The organism is Methanoculleus sp. UBA374 (genome assembly GCA_002508705.1).
Lineage (GTDB): Archaea > Halobacteriota > Methanomicrobia > Methanomicrobiales > Methanoculleaceae > Methanoculleus > Methanoculleus palmolei.
In genome coordinates, this window is the sequence record DAYL01000033.1 from 219992 (window position 1) to 234406 (window position 14415).

The 14415-nt window shown below is 62.6% G+C and carries 17 protein-coding genes; 7 read left to right on the forward strand and 10 right to left on the reverse strand.

Annotation, left to right across the window (positions count from 1 at the left end; all coding sequences use genetic code 11):
* The 6 genes from BRA42_RS12635 to BRA42_RS12660 all read right to left on the reverse strand — a co-directional run.
* Nucleotides 1-485: hypothetical protein (locus tag BRA42_RS12635; RefSeq protein WP_342772160.1), on the reverse strand; the 485-nt coding region annotated here is incomplete at its 3' end.
* Nucleotides 486-555: 70 nt separating this feature from the next.
* A complete protein-coding gene (locus BRA42_RS12640) occupies nt 556-1401 on the reverse strand; it encodes a metal ABC transporter permease (protein WP_292409691.1) in 846 nt (281 codons plus the stop codon).
* Between the two features lies 1 nt (nt 1402).
* The gene (locus BRA42_RS12645; RefSeq protein WP_292409689.1) at nt 1403-2170 is read right to left on the reverse strand and encodes a metal ABC transporter ATP-binding protein; all 768 of its coding nucleotides are present in this window, start codon (nt 2168-2170) and stop codon (nt 1403-1405) included.
* Entirely contained in the window at nt 2167-3132 is a 966-nt protein-coding gene (locus tag BRA42_RS12650) for a metal ABC transporter solute-binding protein, Zn/Mn family (protein ID WP_292409687.1), read from the reverse strand. The genes BRA42_RS12645 and BRA42_RS12650 overlap by 4 nt, the downstream gene beginning before the upstream one ends.
* A 66-nt stretch (nt 3133-3198) precedes the next feature.
* Entirely contained in the window at nt 3199-3642 is a 444-nt protein-coding gene (locus tag BRA42_RS12655; RefSeq protein WP_292409685.1) for a metal-dependent transcriptional regulator, read from the reverse strand.
* 44 nt (nt 3643-3686) lie between these two features.
* Entirely contained in the window at nt 3687-4925 is a 1239-nt protein-coding gene (locus tag BRA42_RS12660) for a tRNA (N(6)-L-threonylcarbamoyladenosine(37)-C(2))-methylthiotransferase (protein ID WP_292409683.1), read from the reverse strand.
* 137 nt (nt 4926-5062) lie between these two features.
* Between BRA42_RS12660 and nadX the strand changes: the two genes are divergently transcribed.
* Genes nadX through nadC form a run of 3 tightly spaced genes read left to right on the forward strand, consistent with a single transcriptional unit; the run spans nt 5063 to nt 7576 of the window.
* On the forward strand, nt 5063-5821 hold the full coding sequence (nadX, locus tag BRA42_RS12665; protein WP_292409681.1) for an aspartate dehydrogenase: 759 nt from the start codon (nt 5063-5065) through the stop codon (nt 5819-5821).
* Nucleotides 5822-5823: 2 nt separating this feature from the next.
* On the forward strand, nt 5824-6717 hold the full coding sequence (nadA, locus tag BRA42_RS12670; protein WP_292409679.1) for a quinolinate synthase NadA: 894 nt from the start codon (nt 5824-5826) through the stop codon (nt 6715-6717).
* Between the two features lie 4 nt (nt 6718-6721).
* Nucleotides 6722-7576 (forward strand): carboxylating nicotinate-nucleotide diphosphorylase, encoded by an 855-nt coding sequence (nadC, locus tag BRA42_RS12675; protein ID WP_292409677.1) that lies wholly within the window; start codon nt 6722-6724, stop codon nt 7574-7576.
* Here the strand turns inward: nadC and BRA42_RS12680 are convergent.
* Nucleotides 7515-8453: an MEDS domain-containing protein gene (locus BRA42_RS12680; protein WP_292409675.1), complete on the reverse strand. Its 939-nt coding sequence runs from the start codon at nt 8451-8453 to the stop codon at nt 7515-7517. The genes nadC and BRA42_RS12680 overlap by 62 nt on opposite strands.
* A gap of 198 nt (nt 8454-8651) precedes the next feature.
* On the reverse strand, nt 8652-9077 hold the full coding sequence (locus BRA42_RS12685) for a hypothetical protein (protein WP_292409673.1): 426 nt from the start codon (nt 9075-9077) through the stop codon (nt 8652-8654).
* Nucleotides 9078-9187: 110 nt separating this feature from the next.
* Between BRA42_RS12685 and BRA42_RS12690 the strand changes: the two genes are divergently transcribed.
* Nucleotides 9188-9730 (forward strand): HEAT repeat domain-containing protein, encoded by a 543-nt coding sequence (locus tag BRA42_RS12690; protein WP_292409671.1) that lies wholly within the window; start codon nt 9188-9190, stop codon nt 9728-9730.
* 305 nt (nt 9731-10035) lie between these two features.
* Here BRA42_RS12690 and BRA42_RS12695 read toward each other — a convergent pair whose 3' ends face one another.
* Entirely contained in the window at nt 10036-10575 is a 540-nt protein-coding gene (locus BRA42_RS12695) for an archaemetzincin family Zn-dependent metalloprotease (protein ID WP_292409669.1), read from the reverse strand.
* Nucleotides 10576-10592: 17 nt separating this feature from the next.
* On the opposite strand from BRA42_RS12695, the gene BRA42_RS12700 reads away from it, so the two are divergent.
* The gene (locus tag BRA42_RS12700) at nt 10593-11000 is read left to right on the forward strand and encodes a UPF0146 family protein (RefSeq protein WP_292409667.1); all 408 of its coding nucleotides are present in this window, start codon (nt 10593-10595) and stop codon (nt 10998-11000) included.
* On the opposite strand, the gene BRA42_RS12705 is transcribed toward BRA42_RS12700, so the two are convergent.
* Nucleotides 10997-12364: a replication factor C large subunit gene (locus BRA42_RS12705; RefSeq protein ID WP_292409665.1), complete on the reverse strand. Its 1368-nt coding sequence runs from the start codon at nt 12362-12364 to the stop codon at nt 10997-10999. The genes BRA42_RS12700 and BRA42_RS12705 overlap by 4 nt on opposite strands.
* A 246-nt stretch (nt 12365-12610) precedes the next feature.
* Between BRA42_RS12705 and BRA42_RS12710 the strand changes: the two genes are divergently transcribed.
* Nucleotides 12611-13621 (forward strand): methanogenesis marker 2 protein, encoded by a 1011-nt coding sequence (locus BRA42_RS12710; RefSeq protein WP_292409664.1) that lies wholly within the window; start codon nt 12611-12613, stop codon nt 13619-13621.
* Complete coding sequence (mtxX, locus tag BRA42_RS12715) at nt 13612-14373, forward strand: methanogenesis marker protein Mmp4/MtxX (RefSeq protein ID WP_292409662.1); 762 nt, start codon at nt 13612-13614, stop codon at nt 14371-14373. Before BRA42_RS12710 ends, mtxX begins: the two co-directional genes overlap by 10 nt.
* The last annotated feature ends 42 nt before the right edge of the window (nt 14374-14415 follow it).

A 14415-nucleotide genomic window follows, 5' to 3' on the forward strand; every position in this document is an offset into this window, starting at 1 on the left:
GTCAGTTCCTCCTCCTTCTTTGCATACTCGTACAGCGCCCGGTAGAGCATGAAGGCGAGATCGTAGCCGTAAATGTCGAACGCCTCCTCCGGGGTGAGAGGATCAAGGTAAGAGTCGACCCGGATCTCGGTGTTGGTGTACATGACCTCGTAGAAGACCCCGTCCTCGCCGAGGACGCAGACCTGGGTATCGACGGGCATATTCGGATCGTCGGGGCGATACGGAAGCGGGTCGGTCTTTCCGAGGACGATCATCTTCTTCTCGTAGTATTCCTGGTCGTAGAGGTCCCCGGACGCCTCTCTCTTTGCGCGCCGGAGCATCTCAAGGCCGATCCCGCCGACGACCGGCACCGTATCGGCGGCCATTCGTGCGAGAAGCGCTTCGGCATTCTCCTTTATCGCCGTAGTCGCCTCTTCCTTCTTCGCCTGCAGGTCCCCGAGGGTGTCGAGGAGCCGGGTGTATCCCTCTTCGATGATCGGATCCATTTTGCTCACCTTACTCTTACGCGCGCCGGCATAAGGACACCGGTTTGTCCCCCGAACCCCTTCTTAAGGACTAAGCCGCCTTTTTCGTCTTCTCTCTCGGCGCTGTCGTCAGGGTCTGTCGGAGGCGCTCTATGCCGAGGGCGCCTCCGTACGCGGCCGTGCTCACGAGAATGATCGTCGCTCCCGACGGGACGTTGAAGAGGTAGGAGAGCCATATCCCCGTCACGGAAAAGACGATGCCGAGGCCGACGGCGCCAAGCATCATGCTCCAGATGCGGGTGGTGTAAAGGCGGCTGATCGCCGCCGGGAGCGTGAGGAGCGCGATCACGAGGATGATCCCCACCACCCGGATCAGCATCACCACCGTGAGCGCAATCAGCACGAGGAGGAGAAGCGAGAGCCGCTCGACCGGGAGGTTCATGACCGTCGCGTAATCCGGGTCGAACGTGATCGCCTGCAGTTCCCGGTAGAGGTATGCCACGACGGCGACGATGATGACGATGAGGGCCGCCATCAGCAGGATATCGCCTCGCGGCACGAGGAGGATGTTCCCGAAGAGGTAGGAGAAGAGGTCGGGGGCGAACCCCGGCGTCAGGTAGACAAAGAGAATTCCGAGCGCCATCCCGGCCGCCCAGACCGCGCCGATGAGCGTATCCATCTGCTGCTTTACCCGGAGCTGGAGCGCGCCCATCCCGAGCGCCACGGCAACGGTGAACCCGGTGGCGCCGAGAAGCGGGTCTATCCCGAGAAAGTAGCCGAGACCTATCCCGCCGAAAGCCGCGTGGGAGATGCCGCCGCTGACCGAAACCATCCGCCGCACCACGACGTAGGTGCCGATGATCCCGCAGGCGACGCTCGCGAGCGCCCCGGCGACGAGCGCGTTCCTGAAGAACTCGAAGTCGAGAACCTCGAACATACTACTCCTCCTCTGAGTGTTCCGAGAAGACCCGGTGCGGGACGCCGTGGGCGATCAGGTCCACCGGGCAGCGGTATGTGGCCTCGAGCATATCCGCCGTGATCTCCTTTGTATCGTGTGTATAGAGGCGCCGGTTCAGGCAGGCGACTCTGGTCACGTGCTCCGGGATCACCCCGATGTCGTGGGTCACGAGGACGATCGCCATCCTGGCGCGGAGCCGGTCCAGAGTCCCGTAAAACTGCGCCTCCGTCGGGGCGTCGACGTAGACCGTCGGCTCGTCGAGGAGGAGCACCTTCGGGTCGCCGACGAGCGCCCGGGCGATGATCGCCCGCTGTTGCTCCCCGCCCGAGAGGTCCCGTATCTGCCGGTCCGCAAGATGGGCGATCTGCATCGTCTTAAGCGCCTCCTCGGCCCGGGCGCGGTCTACGGCATCGTAGCGCCGGGGTCTGCGGGAGATGTGGCCGAGGCGGCCGGAGAGGACCATCTCCCGCACGGTGATGGGATACTCGAAGTCGAACGTCCGGAGCTGAGGGACGTAGCCGAGGTTCTTTCGCATCGCCGCTTCCGTGCTGCCGAGTATCCGGACCTCCCCGCGGCAGGGAGGGAGGAGGCCGAGGATCACCCGGAGGAGCGTCGTCTTCCCGCCGCCGTTCGGCCCGATGATCGCGTAAAAATCGTCCGGATCTATGGTGAGGCTCACTCCTTCGAGCACGGTCTGACCGCCCAGCCTGACCCAGACGTCGTCGACCTCGATCACGGGGTTTTTCATGGACTGCTGTTCCCAACGAACTTCGCGGTCATTCTCCGCATGCTCTCCAGATAGTCTTTCTCAAGCAGGTCTACCGGCACCACGGTGCCGCCGATCTCGTTTGCAATCACCTCAGCGCTCCGCGATGAGTGACTCGGCACCACGAATATCGTCTTGATATGCTCCTCCCTCGCCTGAGTGACAAGTTCCGCTATCCTCTGCGGCGAGGGCTCCTTCCCCTCGCTCTCGATCGCGATCTCGGTAAGGCCGTAGTCCCGGGCGAAGTAGGCCCACGCCGAGTGATAGACCATAATCTTCGTCACCCCTGATCCGGCAAGCGTATCGGCGATCTCCGCGTCAAGGGCGTCGAGTTCTGCAAGGTAAGCGTCGGCGTTCCGGCGGTAGTCGTCGGCGTGCTCCGGGTCGACCTCCGTGAGCCCCTCACGGATGTTCTCGACCATAATCTTTGCGTTCCGTGGAGAGACCCATACGTGGGGGTCGGCCCCGCCGTGATGGTGGTGCTCCTCCTCTACCTCACCATGTTCCTCTTCTTCGTGTTCCTCTTCCTCATGGTGGTGCTCCTCTGTAGTTGCGATCATATCGATGCCGCGCGAGCAGTTGACGACCAGCATATCGGGATTCTGGGCGGCGATCTTATCCTTCCAGGCGAGCTCGAACTCTACCCCCGATCCCACCGCGGCATACATATCCGCCTTTGCGACATCGGCAAGGACTCCCGGCGGCGGTTCGTAGGTGTGTGGGTCGGCCCCCGGCGGCACCAGCAGGACCACCCGGACGTGGTCGCCTCCCACCCGCTCCACGAACTCCTGTTCGGGGAGTATGGTGACCGCGACGACGACCTGCCCATCCTGCTGCCGGTCGGTTTCGGTACACCCTGCCATGGCTGCCGTCATCAGGAGAATTCCGAAAACGGCTGCAACGAGCGAAAAAGAAATGATTTTGCTTTTATCCTGTGGCTTCATGATTATCCACCCAAAATTTGGTGTGAATCTAAATATTCTCCCTTCCCCGGTAAAAATATTTTGCCGTTACGTCTCGTGATCGCCAGAGGGGCAGCAGCAGCAACAGTCATGCTCGATCTCCCCGCAGACACTCATCATCGGGTGTCCGAGCGACGCACATATCCTGTCGGTCAGACTCTTTGAGACGCACGGCTCGATCTTTTTCGCCTCCTTGCAGGCCTCGTCTGGCTCAAGGCCGTAGTGGCTGAGCACCAGGGCGACGATCCGATGACGCCGAACCAGGAACCTGGCGTAGGCAGTGCCGGTCGGGGTGAGTCGCACCCCGTGGTAGGGTGTATGTTCTATGTATCCTGCTTTTGCAATCTCTGCGAGGGTCTTTGTCGCCGTCGAAGGCGCGACCGAGAAGTTGGCGGCAATCTCGGTTGTCTTCACGACATCGCCCTGCATGTGGATGTACTTGAGGTATTCAGCCTTCCGCGAGGAGAGCTCGTACCCGGTGATCCCCTGCATGGCAGAATGGTATGCCTCTCCCGGAAGAAAAATTTTCTGTAGGGCTAAATTTTCTCTCCGTCATCGGGCGGGACCACCTCGCCGATGACATAGTGCCGCCGGTTTTCCCGGACCACCGCCCTCCCGGAGAACCCGAACGGCAGATCCTCCTCGACGACGACGTTGAGGTAGCAGGGGTTGCGGCAGACGGTCGACCCGGGTGCGTTCTTCTCGGTCGCAACGACCGGCGTCTCCCTCCCGATCCAGCGCTCGTTGTAGCGGTCGTAGATCCGGTTCGCCTCGCGAAGGAGCGCCCGTGAGCGGTCTTTGCGTATCCGCTCGGGGATGTCTTTTAAGGCGGCGGCGGGCGTGCCGGGTCTCCTGGAGTAGCGGGTGATGTTCACCTTCACAAACGCCGCTCTTTTCAGGAGATCGAGGGTCTGTCGGAACTCATCGTCTGTTTCACCGGGAAACCCGGTGATGAAGTCGGAAGAGATCATCATCTCCGGGTAGCGCTCCCTGAACGCGTCGACGATCCGGAGGACATCGGCCGCAGAGTAACCGCGCTGCATCCGTTCGAGAACGGAATCCGACCCCGATTGGACAGGGAGGTGCAGAAACCGAAAGACTTTATCGCTCCCGTAGACATCGAGGAGCGGCTCGAGGACCCGCATCACCGATGCCGGGTGCATCATCCCCGGCCGGACGGCGAACCGTCCGGGGACTTCTCCGATCGCCCGCAGAAGGTCGGGGAGCGACTCGCCCCGGTCGAGCCCCCAGGCGGCCACGTCCTGACCGGTCAACTGGATCTCGTAGGCCCCCGACGCGGCAAGACGGCGGACGGCATCGAGAACGTCTTCAGGCGGCGTGCTCACGAGTTCTCCCCGTGCGTACCGGGTGATGCAGTAACTGCACCGGCCGACGCACCCGCTCGCCACCTGCACCACGCCGACCGCTCCTGCACCCGGGGTACCGCAGTTGCCGCACCGCTCGTGGATCTCGTCCGGGAGGATGACGTGCGGCATACAGACCGAACGGATCTTTTCCATCTGGACAAGCGGCATGCACCCGGTCACGTAGAGGTCGCGGTCGGAGAAGGCCGCCAGACGCCGGAGCATCTTCCGTTCGGTCGCGCCGATCACCGTGCAGGTGTTGATGATCACGGCGTCCGCCTCGTCCGGTCCGGTCGGTGTGCAACCGAGACGCTCCAGCACCGCCTCCAATCGTCGGGTGTCGGCATGGTTGTAGGTGCAGCCGTAACTTTCAATGTAAACTCGTTTTCCTCGCAGGTCTTCCAGGCTCATGGTGATGACTCCCCGCGCGCAAAGTCGGTAACCGGCTCGCTCTTCTGACGGCTGAATTCCCTATCAGCAGGAATTCTCCGGCCGATTTCATGCGAGAGCGCAACGCTTAACCGCTGGTGTTACAACTTCTTTACCTGATGATTAAAATAGGGTTGCTGGGATGCGGCAACGTCGGCCATGTCATCGCCACGCACGCGGAGAACATCCGGGTTGTCGCCGTCTTCGATATCATCCCCGGGCGAGCCGAAGAACTCGCGGCGCTCTGTCACGCCCGGCCATATACGGACTTTGACGCCTTCATGCGGGAAGATTTTTCTATCGTCGTGGAGGCCGCTTCAGTCGGTGCCGTCAGGTCCTACGCGGAGACGGTCCTTCGATCCGGAAGGGATATCATCGTCCTCTCCGCGGGAGCTCTCGCAGACGAGGAATACCGCGAGCGTCTCATCGAGGCTGCCCGGGAAGCGGGAAAGACGATCCGTATCCCGAGCGGTGCCGTCGTCGGGCTCGACAACATCAAGATCGGCCAGGTCTCGCCGCCGAAGACACTCCTCCTGCGGACGACCAAACCTCCCGCATCACTCGGGATGACCGCCGACACCCCGACGGAGATATTTAAGGGGCTGGCGCACGATTGTATCAAGCAATTCCCGAAAAACATCAACGTTGCGGTGGCGCTGGGGCTCGCAGCCGGCAGGGACGCCGACGTGGAGCTCTGGGTCGATCCTGCGGCGGAGAGAAACGTCCATGAGATATTCGTCGAGGGCGACTTCGGAGACATCTACGTGCGGGTCAGGAACGTCCCGAGCCCTGATAACCCGGCGACAAGTTATATGGCGGCCCTCTCCATCCTGACGCTCTTAAAGAACCTTGAGAACCCTCTGGTGGTGGGAACGTAACAATGGAGGAGGAGATTCGTGCGCTTAAAATCAGGAAGAACGCAATCGTCATGGCGCATAACTACCAGCCGATGGCGATCCAGGCGCTTGCAGATGTGGTGGGCGACAGTCTCGAACTTGCGGTGAAGGCGAAGGAGGCCGAGGCGGATCTGATTGTCACCTGCGGGGTCCGGTTTATGGCCGAGACGGCAAAGATCCTCAACCCGGAACGGAAGGTAATCATGCCGGTAAAGGATGCGGGTTGTCCCCTGGCCGACTTTTTGACCCCGGACCTGATCCGGGAGGCGCGGCGGCGCTACCCGGACGCAGCCGTTGTGGTCTACGTCAACAGCACCGCGGAGAGTAAGGCGCTCGCGGATATAACCTGCACCTCCGCGAACGCGGTTCGGGTCGTGCGGTCGCTTCCGAACGACACCATCCTCTTTGGGCCGGACGCAAACCTTGCCGCATACGTCCGGCGGGAGGTCCCCGAGAAGACGATCATCCCGGTGCCGCCCGGCGGTCACTGCTACGTCCATACCGGGTTCACCCTCACCGATCTCGAAACGGCGCGAAAGATGGGCGGCCTGGTCGTCTGCCACCCCGAATGCCCGCCGGAGGTCCAGGAGCGGGCCGACCAGATCGTCTCCACGGGGGGCATGGTGCGAAACGCAGCCGGCGCAGACGAGCCCTGGTCGGTCTTCACCGAGCGGGAGATGGCCGCCCGCCTCCGGGCGCTCTATCCCGGACGGGTCTTTTACGAGAAACCGGAGGCCGTCTGTGCGGATATGAAGAAGACATCCCCCGCCGATCTCCTCCTCGCGCTCGAGCGCGAGGAGGAGGAGGTCGTCCTCCCCCCCGGGGTCATGGGCCGGGCACGGCGGGCTATCGAGCGGATGATCGCCGTCGGGGCGTGAGTGCATGATCCCGGTTGAGGAACTGCTCCGGTTCGTCCGGGAGGATGCACCGTGGGGCGACGTCACCTCGGAAGCGGTCGTCCCCGATGTCGTCTGCCGTGCGGTGATCCGGGCGAAAAACTCCGGCATCGTCGCGGGCCTCGCGGAGGCGCTGGTGCTTTTCGAGCACTACGGCGTCACGGTTCGTGTGCGTATCCCCGACGGCCGTGCGGTCGCTCCGGGCGCGACCCTGCTCGAACTCGACGGCTCCGCACGGGCGATCCTCCTTGTGGAGCGGACGGCGCTCAACATCATCGGGCGCATGAGCGGGATTGCAACCCGAACCCGGGAGGCGGTCGATGCGGTCCGCACGGTCTCGCCGTGCGTGCGGGTTGCCGCGACACGGAAGACGGCCCCGGGACTGCGGATGCTGGACAAGAAAGCAGTGGTCCTCGGCGGGGGCGACCCGCACCGCTACTCTCTCTCGGATATGATCCTCATCAAGGACAATCACCTCGCGCTGGTGCCGCTCCCGGAAGCGGTTCGGAGGGCGAAACAGCAGAGCCTCTACCGGACGGTAGAGGTGGAGGCGGAGACGGTGGAAGACGCCGTCACGGCTGCAGAGGCCGGGGCTGATATTGTTCTGCTCGACAACATGACGCCGGATACCGTTCGCGAGACGGTCCGGGCGCTCACCGGACGGGGCCTCCGGGAGCGGGTGACTCTGGAAGTCTCCGGAGGAGTCGCCGTCGATGACCTTGCCGGGTATGCCGCAACCGGGATCGATATCATCAGCATGGGTGCGCTCACCCACACGGTCAGAAACTTCGACGTGAGTCTGGATATCCTGACGGGTGCGGGAACGGTCCGGATCCCGTGACCGGCGCCGTGCGCCCTCCGGTAAAGTCGCGGTTCTGGAGATACTCCCTGACCGCCCGCGATCCCGCCCAACCGGCGTCAAGTTGCCTGACGATGGCATCGATCTTCTGGACCTGCTGCCGGATCACTTCCGAATATTCGTTCTCGCTCAGGTCGGCCGTCGCCATGAGCAGCTGGAGGGGATGGCGGATCCGGTCGGCAAGCGTCGCGAATTGTTCGATGTTCGCTTCAATCTGGCTGATGGCCATTCTTGTCGCTTCGCCGGGGAGTGTCTCCTCCCCCAGGGCGACTTCCCGCCATATCCCGTCCTGCCGGATGGCGGCGGCCCGGTGCGTGGAGGCAACCTCCAGCAGTTCGCGTGCCCCGCAGGCGCTGAGCGGATAGGCGCAGATAGCGGCGATCCGGCTGTTCCCGATAACCTGATTCACTACCGTCTCATACTCCATGAACATATCCCATTCCGCTCCCGTCAGCCAGGATATGTTGCCGGTGAGGAAGAGACCCTCGTAGCCCCTCTTCTGCGCCTCGATTCCTTTCTGGATGCAGTTGTTCAGTGCCGCGGAGCATGAGAAACGGCCGTCCTGGAGATACCAGTCGCGTGCGTCAAGGATCTGGATCTCCCCCCGCTTCAGGCGTCGATCCAGGTCTTTGACGCTCCTTGCGAGCACCTTTTGCGCAGCATCAGCCTGCAGGGGTCTTGCGGTGAGCCATACGCAGCAGGCATCCCGCTCGAACCCTGACTGAAGATAGGGCACCAGGGTATCGATGAGGTCCCGCCGGTGCTGGTAGATGAGGCAGGCGTGCGTGCCCCAGGGCGGGCTGAAGAGGGCTGCCGGTCCGGCCGTAAGGTAATCCGGTTCTGTCAACGCGGGCACCATTCCCATGAAACCCCGGGACCCGTTTCCGGGTCTGTGCAGGTCCGCACATCATCTCCGGGGGATCTGCGATAGGACGTGAAACGTTGGGATACAAGAGGCTTCTGATCTTTTGCGGTACCGGATCTCATCCGGCCGGCATCTACCGGCGCAGGATATCGCTTCCGTCGGATGATTGTCCTGTGAGGAACGAGGTGGAAGTCAGAATACGCCCGGTGCGTCCTCCATCGTGAGCTCGTCGAGGAACGGCATCACCCCTTTGATGTACGGCACGGGTTTCCCCTCCCGTAGTATGAGTTCCCCGTAGGCGACGATCTCCACGATCAGCGGGAGTTCGTCCAGGCGCCGGGAGAAGAGAGGGTCCGACTCGGTAGCGAACCGGAGAAACTCCTCCAGCCTGATGAACGGACGCTCGAGGTCCGGGACGTCGCTGTACTCCTGCAGGTCTTCCCGGAGCGTGGAGGATCTGGCCAGGTCTTCCTCAAAGTAGAGAAAAACCTGGAATTTGTGGCGTTTTCCCATCGTATCGAGTTCCTGGATGTCGATCTTTGCCCCCGGGGCGATGCCGAGATGCTCCAGGTCCGGCGGGAATATCGTGCCTTCCGGTGTACCGGTCGGGCTCTTCATGATTATGGTGAAGGCGGCGAAAGTAGAAAAATGCACCTCCTCAAAGCAGCACCTGCCCCGCGGGGGCAAAACCTTATACTCCGGGGGCTCAAGACGGGGTGAGGTGGCCTATGGCAGGGAGGGGTTCGCCGGTACCGGGAGGAGGGGTTGCAGGCCCCGGAAGGGAGACGAAACTCCACAGGTTCCTTTCGATGCTGGAATCCGGGAATCTGAACGAGCGGTGGCGGGCTGCGGATGCGCTCGGGGAGATGGGCGACCGCCGTGCGGTGCAACCGCTGATCCGGGCGCTGGATGACGAGTTCGTCGAAGTCCGGTGGAAGGCCGCGAGAGCGCTCGGGACCCTTGACGGACGTGAACCTGTCCTTCCGCTGATACGGAGCCTGGAGGACGGGAGTTCCTGGGTCAGGACCGGCGCCGCATGGGCGCTCGGGAACATCGGCGATCCCCGGGCCGTCGAGCCGCTGATTCGGCTGCTCGACGACGCAAAACCCCGGGTCCGGAGGATGGCGGCATGGGCGCTCGGCCGGATCGGGAACCCACGGGCCCGGGAGCCGCTCGTGCGCCTCCTCGGCGATGCCGACCGCGACGTCAGGCTTGCTACCCGGCAGGCGCTCGACGAGATCGGGACCGAACGGGAGATCCCGAGCGTCTGATGTGGTGTCCCCCTCTACTCGACGTTGATGCCCTGCTTCCTCTGTGCGGGATCGGGAAGGTCGCGGCGGGGGAGTTTCCTCAAGTCTCACGGGGTTGAGGTGCTCGACCTGGACCTCGATGTCTGTAAGACGATTGATTGCACGCGTTCATCGAGGCGCATCCCGACCTCTGGTATGAGGGTATCGGGGCGTTGTGAGGGGTGGCTGTCACCGGCTGAAGAGGCGTTTCTTCGCCACGCCGTCGTCGCTTCCGCACCCGGGGTCTTCCGTGCCCCTGCGGTTGTATCTCTCGTTGACGGGTGCAGTCAGTTCTCTTCGCGGGCTCGGAGCGCCTTCCGGCATGCCGGGCAGAGCGTCTTCTTCTTCCGGTCCAGTTCGTCCAGCGTCCGCGGTTGGAACATGACGCATTCGGGGTTGCTGCAGTGCCCGAGCCCGAGGAGGTGCCCGAGTTCGTGCGCCCCCTCTTTCGCGGTCCGGTCGATAAGGTCGGCATCGTCCGGCGTCCGGCCGTAGTATTCGTTTCCGAGGCGAGCGGTCGAGACGACGGCGACGTCGCACGTCGGTCTTGCGAGGCCGAAGACGAAGTCGCATCCGTCGACGTAGAGGTCCCGGGAGGTGACGAGCAGCAGGGGGCCGGAGATTGGATATCGACGGGTAAAGGTGTCCTGCAGGCGGTCCAGGATACTCTGTGCATCGTGCTGGTTGCGGCATCTGTCGTAGCCTTCGATGAGGAACGGATAATCGATGAGTTCAGGTTCCCTTTCGAGGATCCTCGCGATCATCCGGATGACCGGAAGTTCGATACCTTCCGGTGCCTGCCGGTCCCAAAGAATATTGACGCCCATTACCTAATCTCTGGGTAATGTGTCACTATAAACGTATTGAACGAAGCATCGGGGAGTACATCGCCGGTCGTTACCGGCGGGTTGTGGAAGTAGGCATCGGTAACAACCCCGAAGCCGCGCGGATGATCGCGGCCGCCGGCGCTCTTATGCGCTGCACCGATATCAGGCCCGGCATTCGGCACGCCGGGCTCACCGTGGTGGCCGACGATATCTTTGAGCCCGAGATCGGGCTTTATGCGGGTGCGGACCTGATCTATGCCGTGCGTCCCGGTGTGGAGATGGTCCCGCCGCTGATTGCGCTTGCCGGCCGGGTCAACAGCGACCTCCTCATCTACCACCTGGGGTGTGAGATATACGGGGACGGCGGCGAACTTGTGGATTGCGGCCCTGTTCTTCTCCACTGCTATCACCGCCGCCTGCCTTAAAAGAGCGTCGCCTGGCCCGGGGGGAGGTCCTGCTGCACATCCCCGGAATCATCGCCGGGCGGGTCGTTATCCCGGGTCTTTCTGCCCTTTCCGGAAGGTTTCTCTTTGCCCGATATTTTCTTCTCCTTTGCCTTCTCCTCCTTTGCCACGTCTTTGACCACCTTCGTGGCCATGGCCCTGTCGTGTATGAGGAGAGCGAGTTCGTCGGCATCCAGCTGGAACTCGCGGACGTAGGTTGCGGGGTCCTGCTCGACGATGATGCTGATCGCGGTGAAGAAATCTTCACGCAGTGCGTCCTCCGGGATATGCGTCATCCCGCTGAGTTTTCGGGCGAGGCCCCCCCTGACCGCCTTCTGTTTCTTTGACGTTCCCATCTTCTGCCAGCGCGCCGGCGGCAGGATGCGGCCGTGGACGCCGTGCGCGCCGGCGGCGTCGGCGACGCCGATGAGCATGATTGCGCTCGCGTAGCGCCAGAGGGTGTAATACTGCCGCCGGTAGGTTCGGCCGATAAACTCGTCCGCTCTTGATAAGCAGGCGTAGCCCTTCGCCCGGGAGGCGGAATCGGGCATGTGGTCGATGCTCCCTTCGAGCCATTGCTCGACGGCATCGGGGGTATCCTCGACCTGCACCGCCATGCGGAGCAGGTCGGCGTCCCGGAGCCCCTTGTACGCTCCTCCGACGAGCTCGAAGATGGTGGACCGCTCGTCCTTTGCCGAGGTGTGGAGGTCTTCTGCCGTGAGGTGCTCCTTCCCGATCGCCGCGGCGTAGAGCATGTTCACCGCGGCACGCATATCTCCGCCGGCACGGTTCGCGATCTCGTCGAGTGCGACAGGATCGCATGCCATGCGCTCTGCCGCGCAGATCTGGCGGAGGCGGGGGACGATCGAGCGGGCCTGGAGCGCCCGGAACTGCACCGGTTCCGTGGCCGCTTTGAGGTCCCGTGAGAGGGCATAGTAATCGTTTGCGATCAGGATGATCGGTTGTCTGGCCGCCGCGATGATCTCCACAATCGCCTTCGCCCCGCCCCGGTCCGCCTGTCCGTGCAGGTTGTCGGCCTCGTCGAGCAGGATCAGTTTACGGGTCGCGCCGGAGAGGCTGGCCGTGGTGGAACCCGCTCCCGCCACCCGTTCGAGGGCTGATTTGGTCCGCTGGTCGGAGGCGTTCAACTCCACCACCTCCCAGTTCATATCGTTTGCAAGGGCATGGGCGCTTGATGTCTTGCCGATACCGGGTTTCCCGTACAGGACGAGCGGCTTCTTCTGCCGCGACCAGTCCCGCGCCCACTCATACATCTGCCTGACGGCGCCGGAGTTCCCCACAACGTCCTGGAGACGCTGTGGCCTGTACTTTTCCACCCAGTCCATAGCGATCTATTCGTCGCGGCGCATCAAAAATACAACCCCGGTGCGGCAGACATCCGGTGTTCCCGTACAGGGAGAGCAACGCTTGCCCCGGCGGATGTCATCCGGGCTCCTTTTCCCGGGGGGAACCGACCGGATGCGCATCGCCGGGAGCGGCTCTTTGAACAGAGTGCATAATATCGGTGAATCAAATACATTATCTCTGATGAGGCAGAATACCATAAAGAAACGTGGAGTGCTGGTGTTCTTGTGGTGAAGGATTGCTCCACCGATACGGTAGCACAGGCCGTCAGGGAATACGAGGGCGTTACCCGGAAGCGGGTGATCGGGGATATGGTCCGCTTGCTCCGGATGGAGAGCCCCGACGTTGTCGCCTCGTTCGGTGAGGATGCCGCGGTTATCCGGCATAATGCAGAGGATGCATTGCTGCTTGCGGCAGACGGCATCTGGAGCAGGTTGATGGAGGCCGATCCGTTCTGGGCGGGGTACTGCGCTGTGCTCGTGAACGTCCACGATATCGCCGCCATGGGTGGACGGCCCATTGCGATGGTCGATATTCTCTCCGTTACGAACGACCTGATCCGCGATGAGGTGACCCGGGGCATGGTCGCTGCGTCCAGGCAGTTCGGCGTCCCGATTGTGGGTGGGCACCTGCACCCGGAAACGCCGTACAGCGTTGTGGATGTGGCCATTCTCGGGACGGCTAGGATGGATCAACTCATCTTCTCGGATACGGCAGAGGAGGGCGACGTGGTGGTCGCGGCGATAGACCTCGCCGGGCGGGTGCACCCGTCCTGCAGCTTCAACTGGGATTCGGTCACGATGAAGTCGGCAGAGGTGGTGCGGGCTCAGATCCGGGTGATGGAGGACCTCGGGAAGGAGCACCTCGTGACGGCCGGAAAAGACATCAGCAACCCGGGCGTCATCGGGACCCTGGGGATGCTCCTTGAAGTGAGCGAGAAAGGTGCGGTGATCGACCTTGAAGCGATTCCAAGACCGGACCTCTCTGCAATAGGTCTCCCCTTCGAGCACTGGGTGCGCATGTATCCCGGTATGGGATTCATCCTGACCGCAAAGGAGGAGAACGTGAAGGAGGTCTGCCGCCGCTTTAGCGATACCGGCATCGCTGCTGCTCCTATCGGTACGGTTGACGGGAGCCGGATACTGACCGTCAGGTACCTGGGTCGGGAGACGCAGGTCTTTGACCTGGACCATAACGGCATCATGCGGATCTTCACCGAAGGCGGGATATGCCGGTAACGATCGGGCTTGGTGCCGCATCCCCCGGGGAGAGCGTCTTCTCGACCGTCCGGGCGGTCGGCGGGGCGGTCGATCTCGTTCTGTTTTCCTATCCTGGAACTGCCGATTCGTTTGGAGGTGCCGTGGAGGTCGTCGAGGCAAAAGAGCCGGAGACGGCCCTCATCGAGGCTCTTGCCGACGGCCGGATCGATGCCGCCGTCAGGGGCACCCTGCCCGCATCCTCCACGCTCGCGGCCCTCAAACGGGCCGCGGGCGTCGATCACCTCGAGCGGATTGCCCTTCTTGAGACCGCCGACGGACATCTCTTCCTCCTCGCCCCCGTGGGGGTCGATGAGGGCTGGACGGTCATGGAAAAGATCCGGTTCGTTGAGCGCGGCCGGGAGATCGCCCGGCGTTTCGGCCTCTCCGGGGGGGTGGCGGTCCTCTCGGGCGGACGGCTCGGCGATCTCGGGCGGCACCCGGTCGTGGACCGGACGATGGCTGATGCCGAACTCGTTGCCCGTCTGACCGGTGCGGAGCACACCGAGATTCTAATTGAGGAGGCGGCGCGGCGGTATGGGGTGGTCGTCGCTCCCGACGGGGTCTCCGGGAACCTGATCTTCCGCACGCTCACGTTCCTTGGGGCCGGTGTCGGACATGGGGCTCCGGTGGTAAATATCGATAAAATTTTTGTGGATACGTCGCGCGCCTCAGTAAATTATACCAATGCAGTAATGCTCGCAAAATCTCTTGCGGAAACTCCTGTCTCTTAAATTTTCGCTCTTTTAACAAAAATACCCCCGATATGGAGGTAT

What these genes read in the sequence shown, in the direction of transcription:
- BRA42_RS12640 (WP_292409691.1), bottom strand. Translation starts at nt 1,401, where the DNA reads ATGTTCGAGGTTCTCGACTTCGAGTTCTTCAGGAACGCGCTCGTCGCC.
- BRA42_RS12645 (WP_292409689.1), bottom strand. Translation starts at nt 2,170, where the DNA reads ATGAAAAACCCCGTGATCGAGGTCGACGACGTCTGGGTCAGGCTGGGC.
- BRA42_RS12650 (WP_292409687.1), bottom strand. Translation starts at nt 3,132, where the DNA reads ATGAAGCCACAGGATAAAAGCAAAATCATTTCTTTTTCGCTCGTTGCA.
- BRA42_RS12655 (WP_292409685.1), bottom strand. Translation starts at nt 3,642, where the DNA reads ATGCAGGGGATCACCGGGTACGAGCTCTCCTCGCGGAAGGCTGAATAC.
- BRA42_RS12660 (WP_292409683.1), bottom strand. Translation starts at nt 4,925, where the DNA reads ATGAGCCTGGAAGACCTGCGAGGAAAACGAGTTTACATTGAAAGTTAC.
- nadX (WP_292409681.1), top strand. Translation starts at nt 5,063, where the DNA reads ATGATTAAAATAGGGTTGCTGGGATGCGGCAACGTCGGCCATGTCATC.
- nadA (WP_292409679.1), top strand. Translation starts at nt 5,824, where the DNA reads ATGGAGGAGGAGATTCGTGCGCTTAAAATCAGGAAGAACGCAATCGTC.
- nadC (WP_292409677.1), top strand. Translation starts at nt 6,722, where the DNA reads ATGATCCCGGTTGAGGAACTGCTCCGGTTCGTCCGGGAGGATGCACCG.
- BRA42_RS12680 (WP_292409675.1), bottom strand. Translation starts at nt 8,453, where the DNA reads ATGGTGCCCGCGTTGACAGAACCGGATTACCTTACGGCCGGACCGGCA.
- BRA42_RS12685 (WP_292409673.1), bottom strand. Translation starts at nt 9,077, where the DNA reads ATGAAGAGCCCGACCGGTACACCGGAAGGCACGATATTCCCGCCGGAC.
- BRA42_RS12690 (WP_292409671.1), top strand. Translation starts at nt 9,188, where the DNA reads ATGGCAGGGAGGGGTTCGCCGGTACCGGGAGGAGGGGTTGCAGGCCCC.
- BRA42_RS12695 (WP_292409669.1), bottom strand. Translation starts at nt 10,575, where the DNA reads ATGGGCGTCAATATTCTTTGGGACCGGCAGGCACCGGAAGGTATCGAA.
- BRA42_RS12700 (WP_292409667.1), top strand. Translation starts at nt 10,593, where the DNA reads ATGTGTCACTATAAACGTATTGAACGAAGCATCGGGGAGTACATCGCC.
- BRA42_RS12705 (WP_292409665.1), bottom strand. Translation starts at nt 12,364, where the DNA reads ATGGACTGGGTGGAAAAGTACAGGCCACAGCGTCTCCAGGACGTTGTG.
- mtxX (WP_292409662.1), top strand. Translation starts at nt 13,612, where the DNA reads ATGCCGGTAACGATCGGGCTTGGTGCCGCATCCCCCGGGGAGAGCGTC.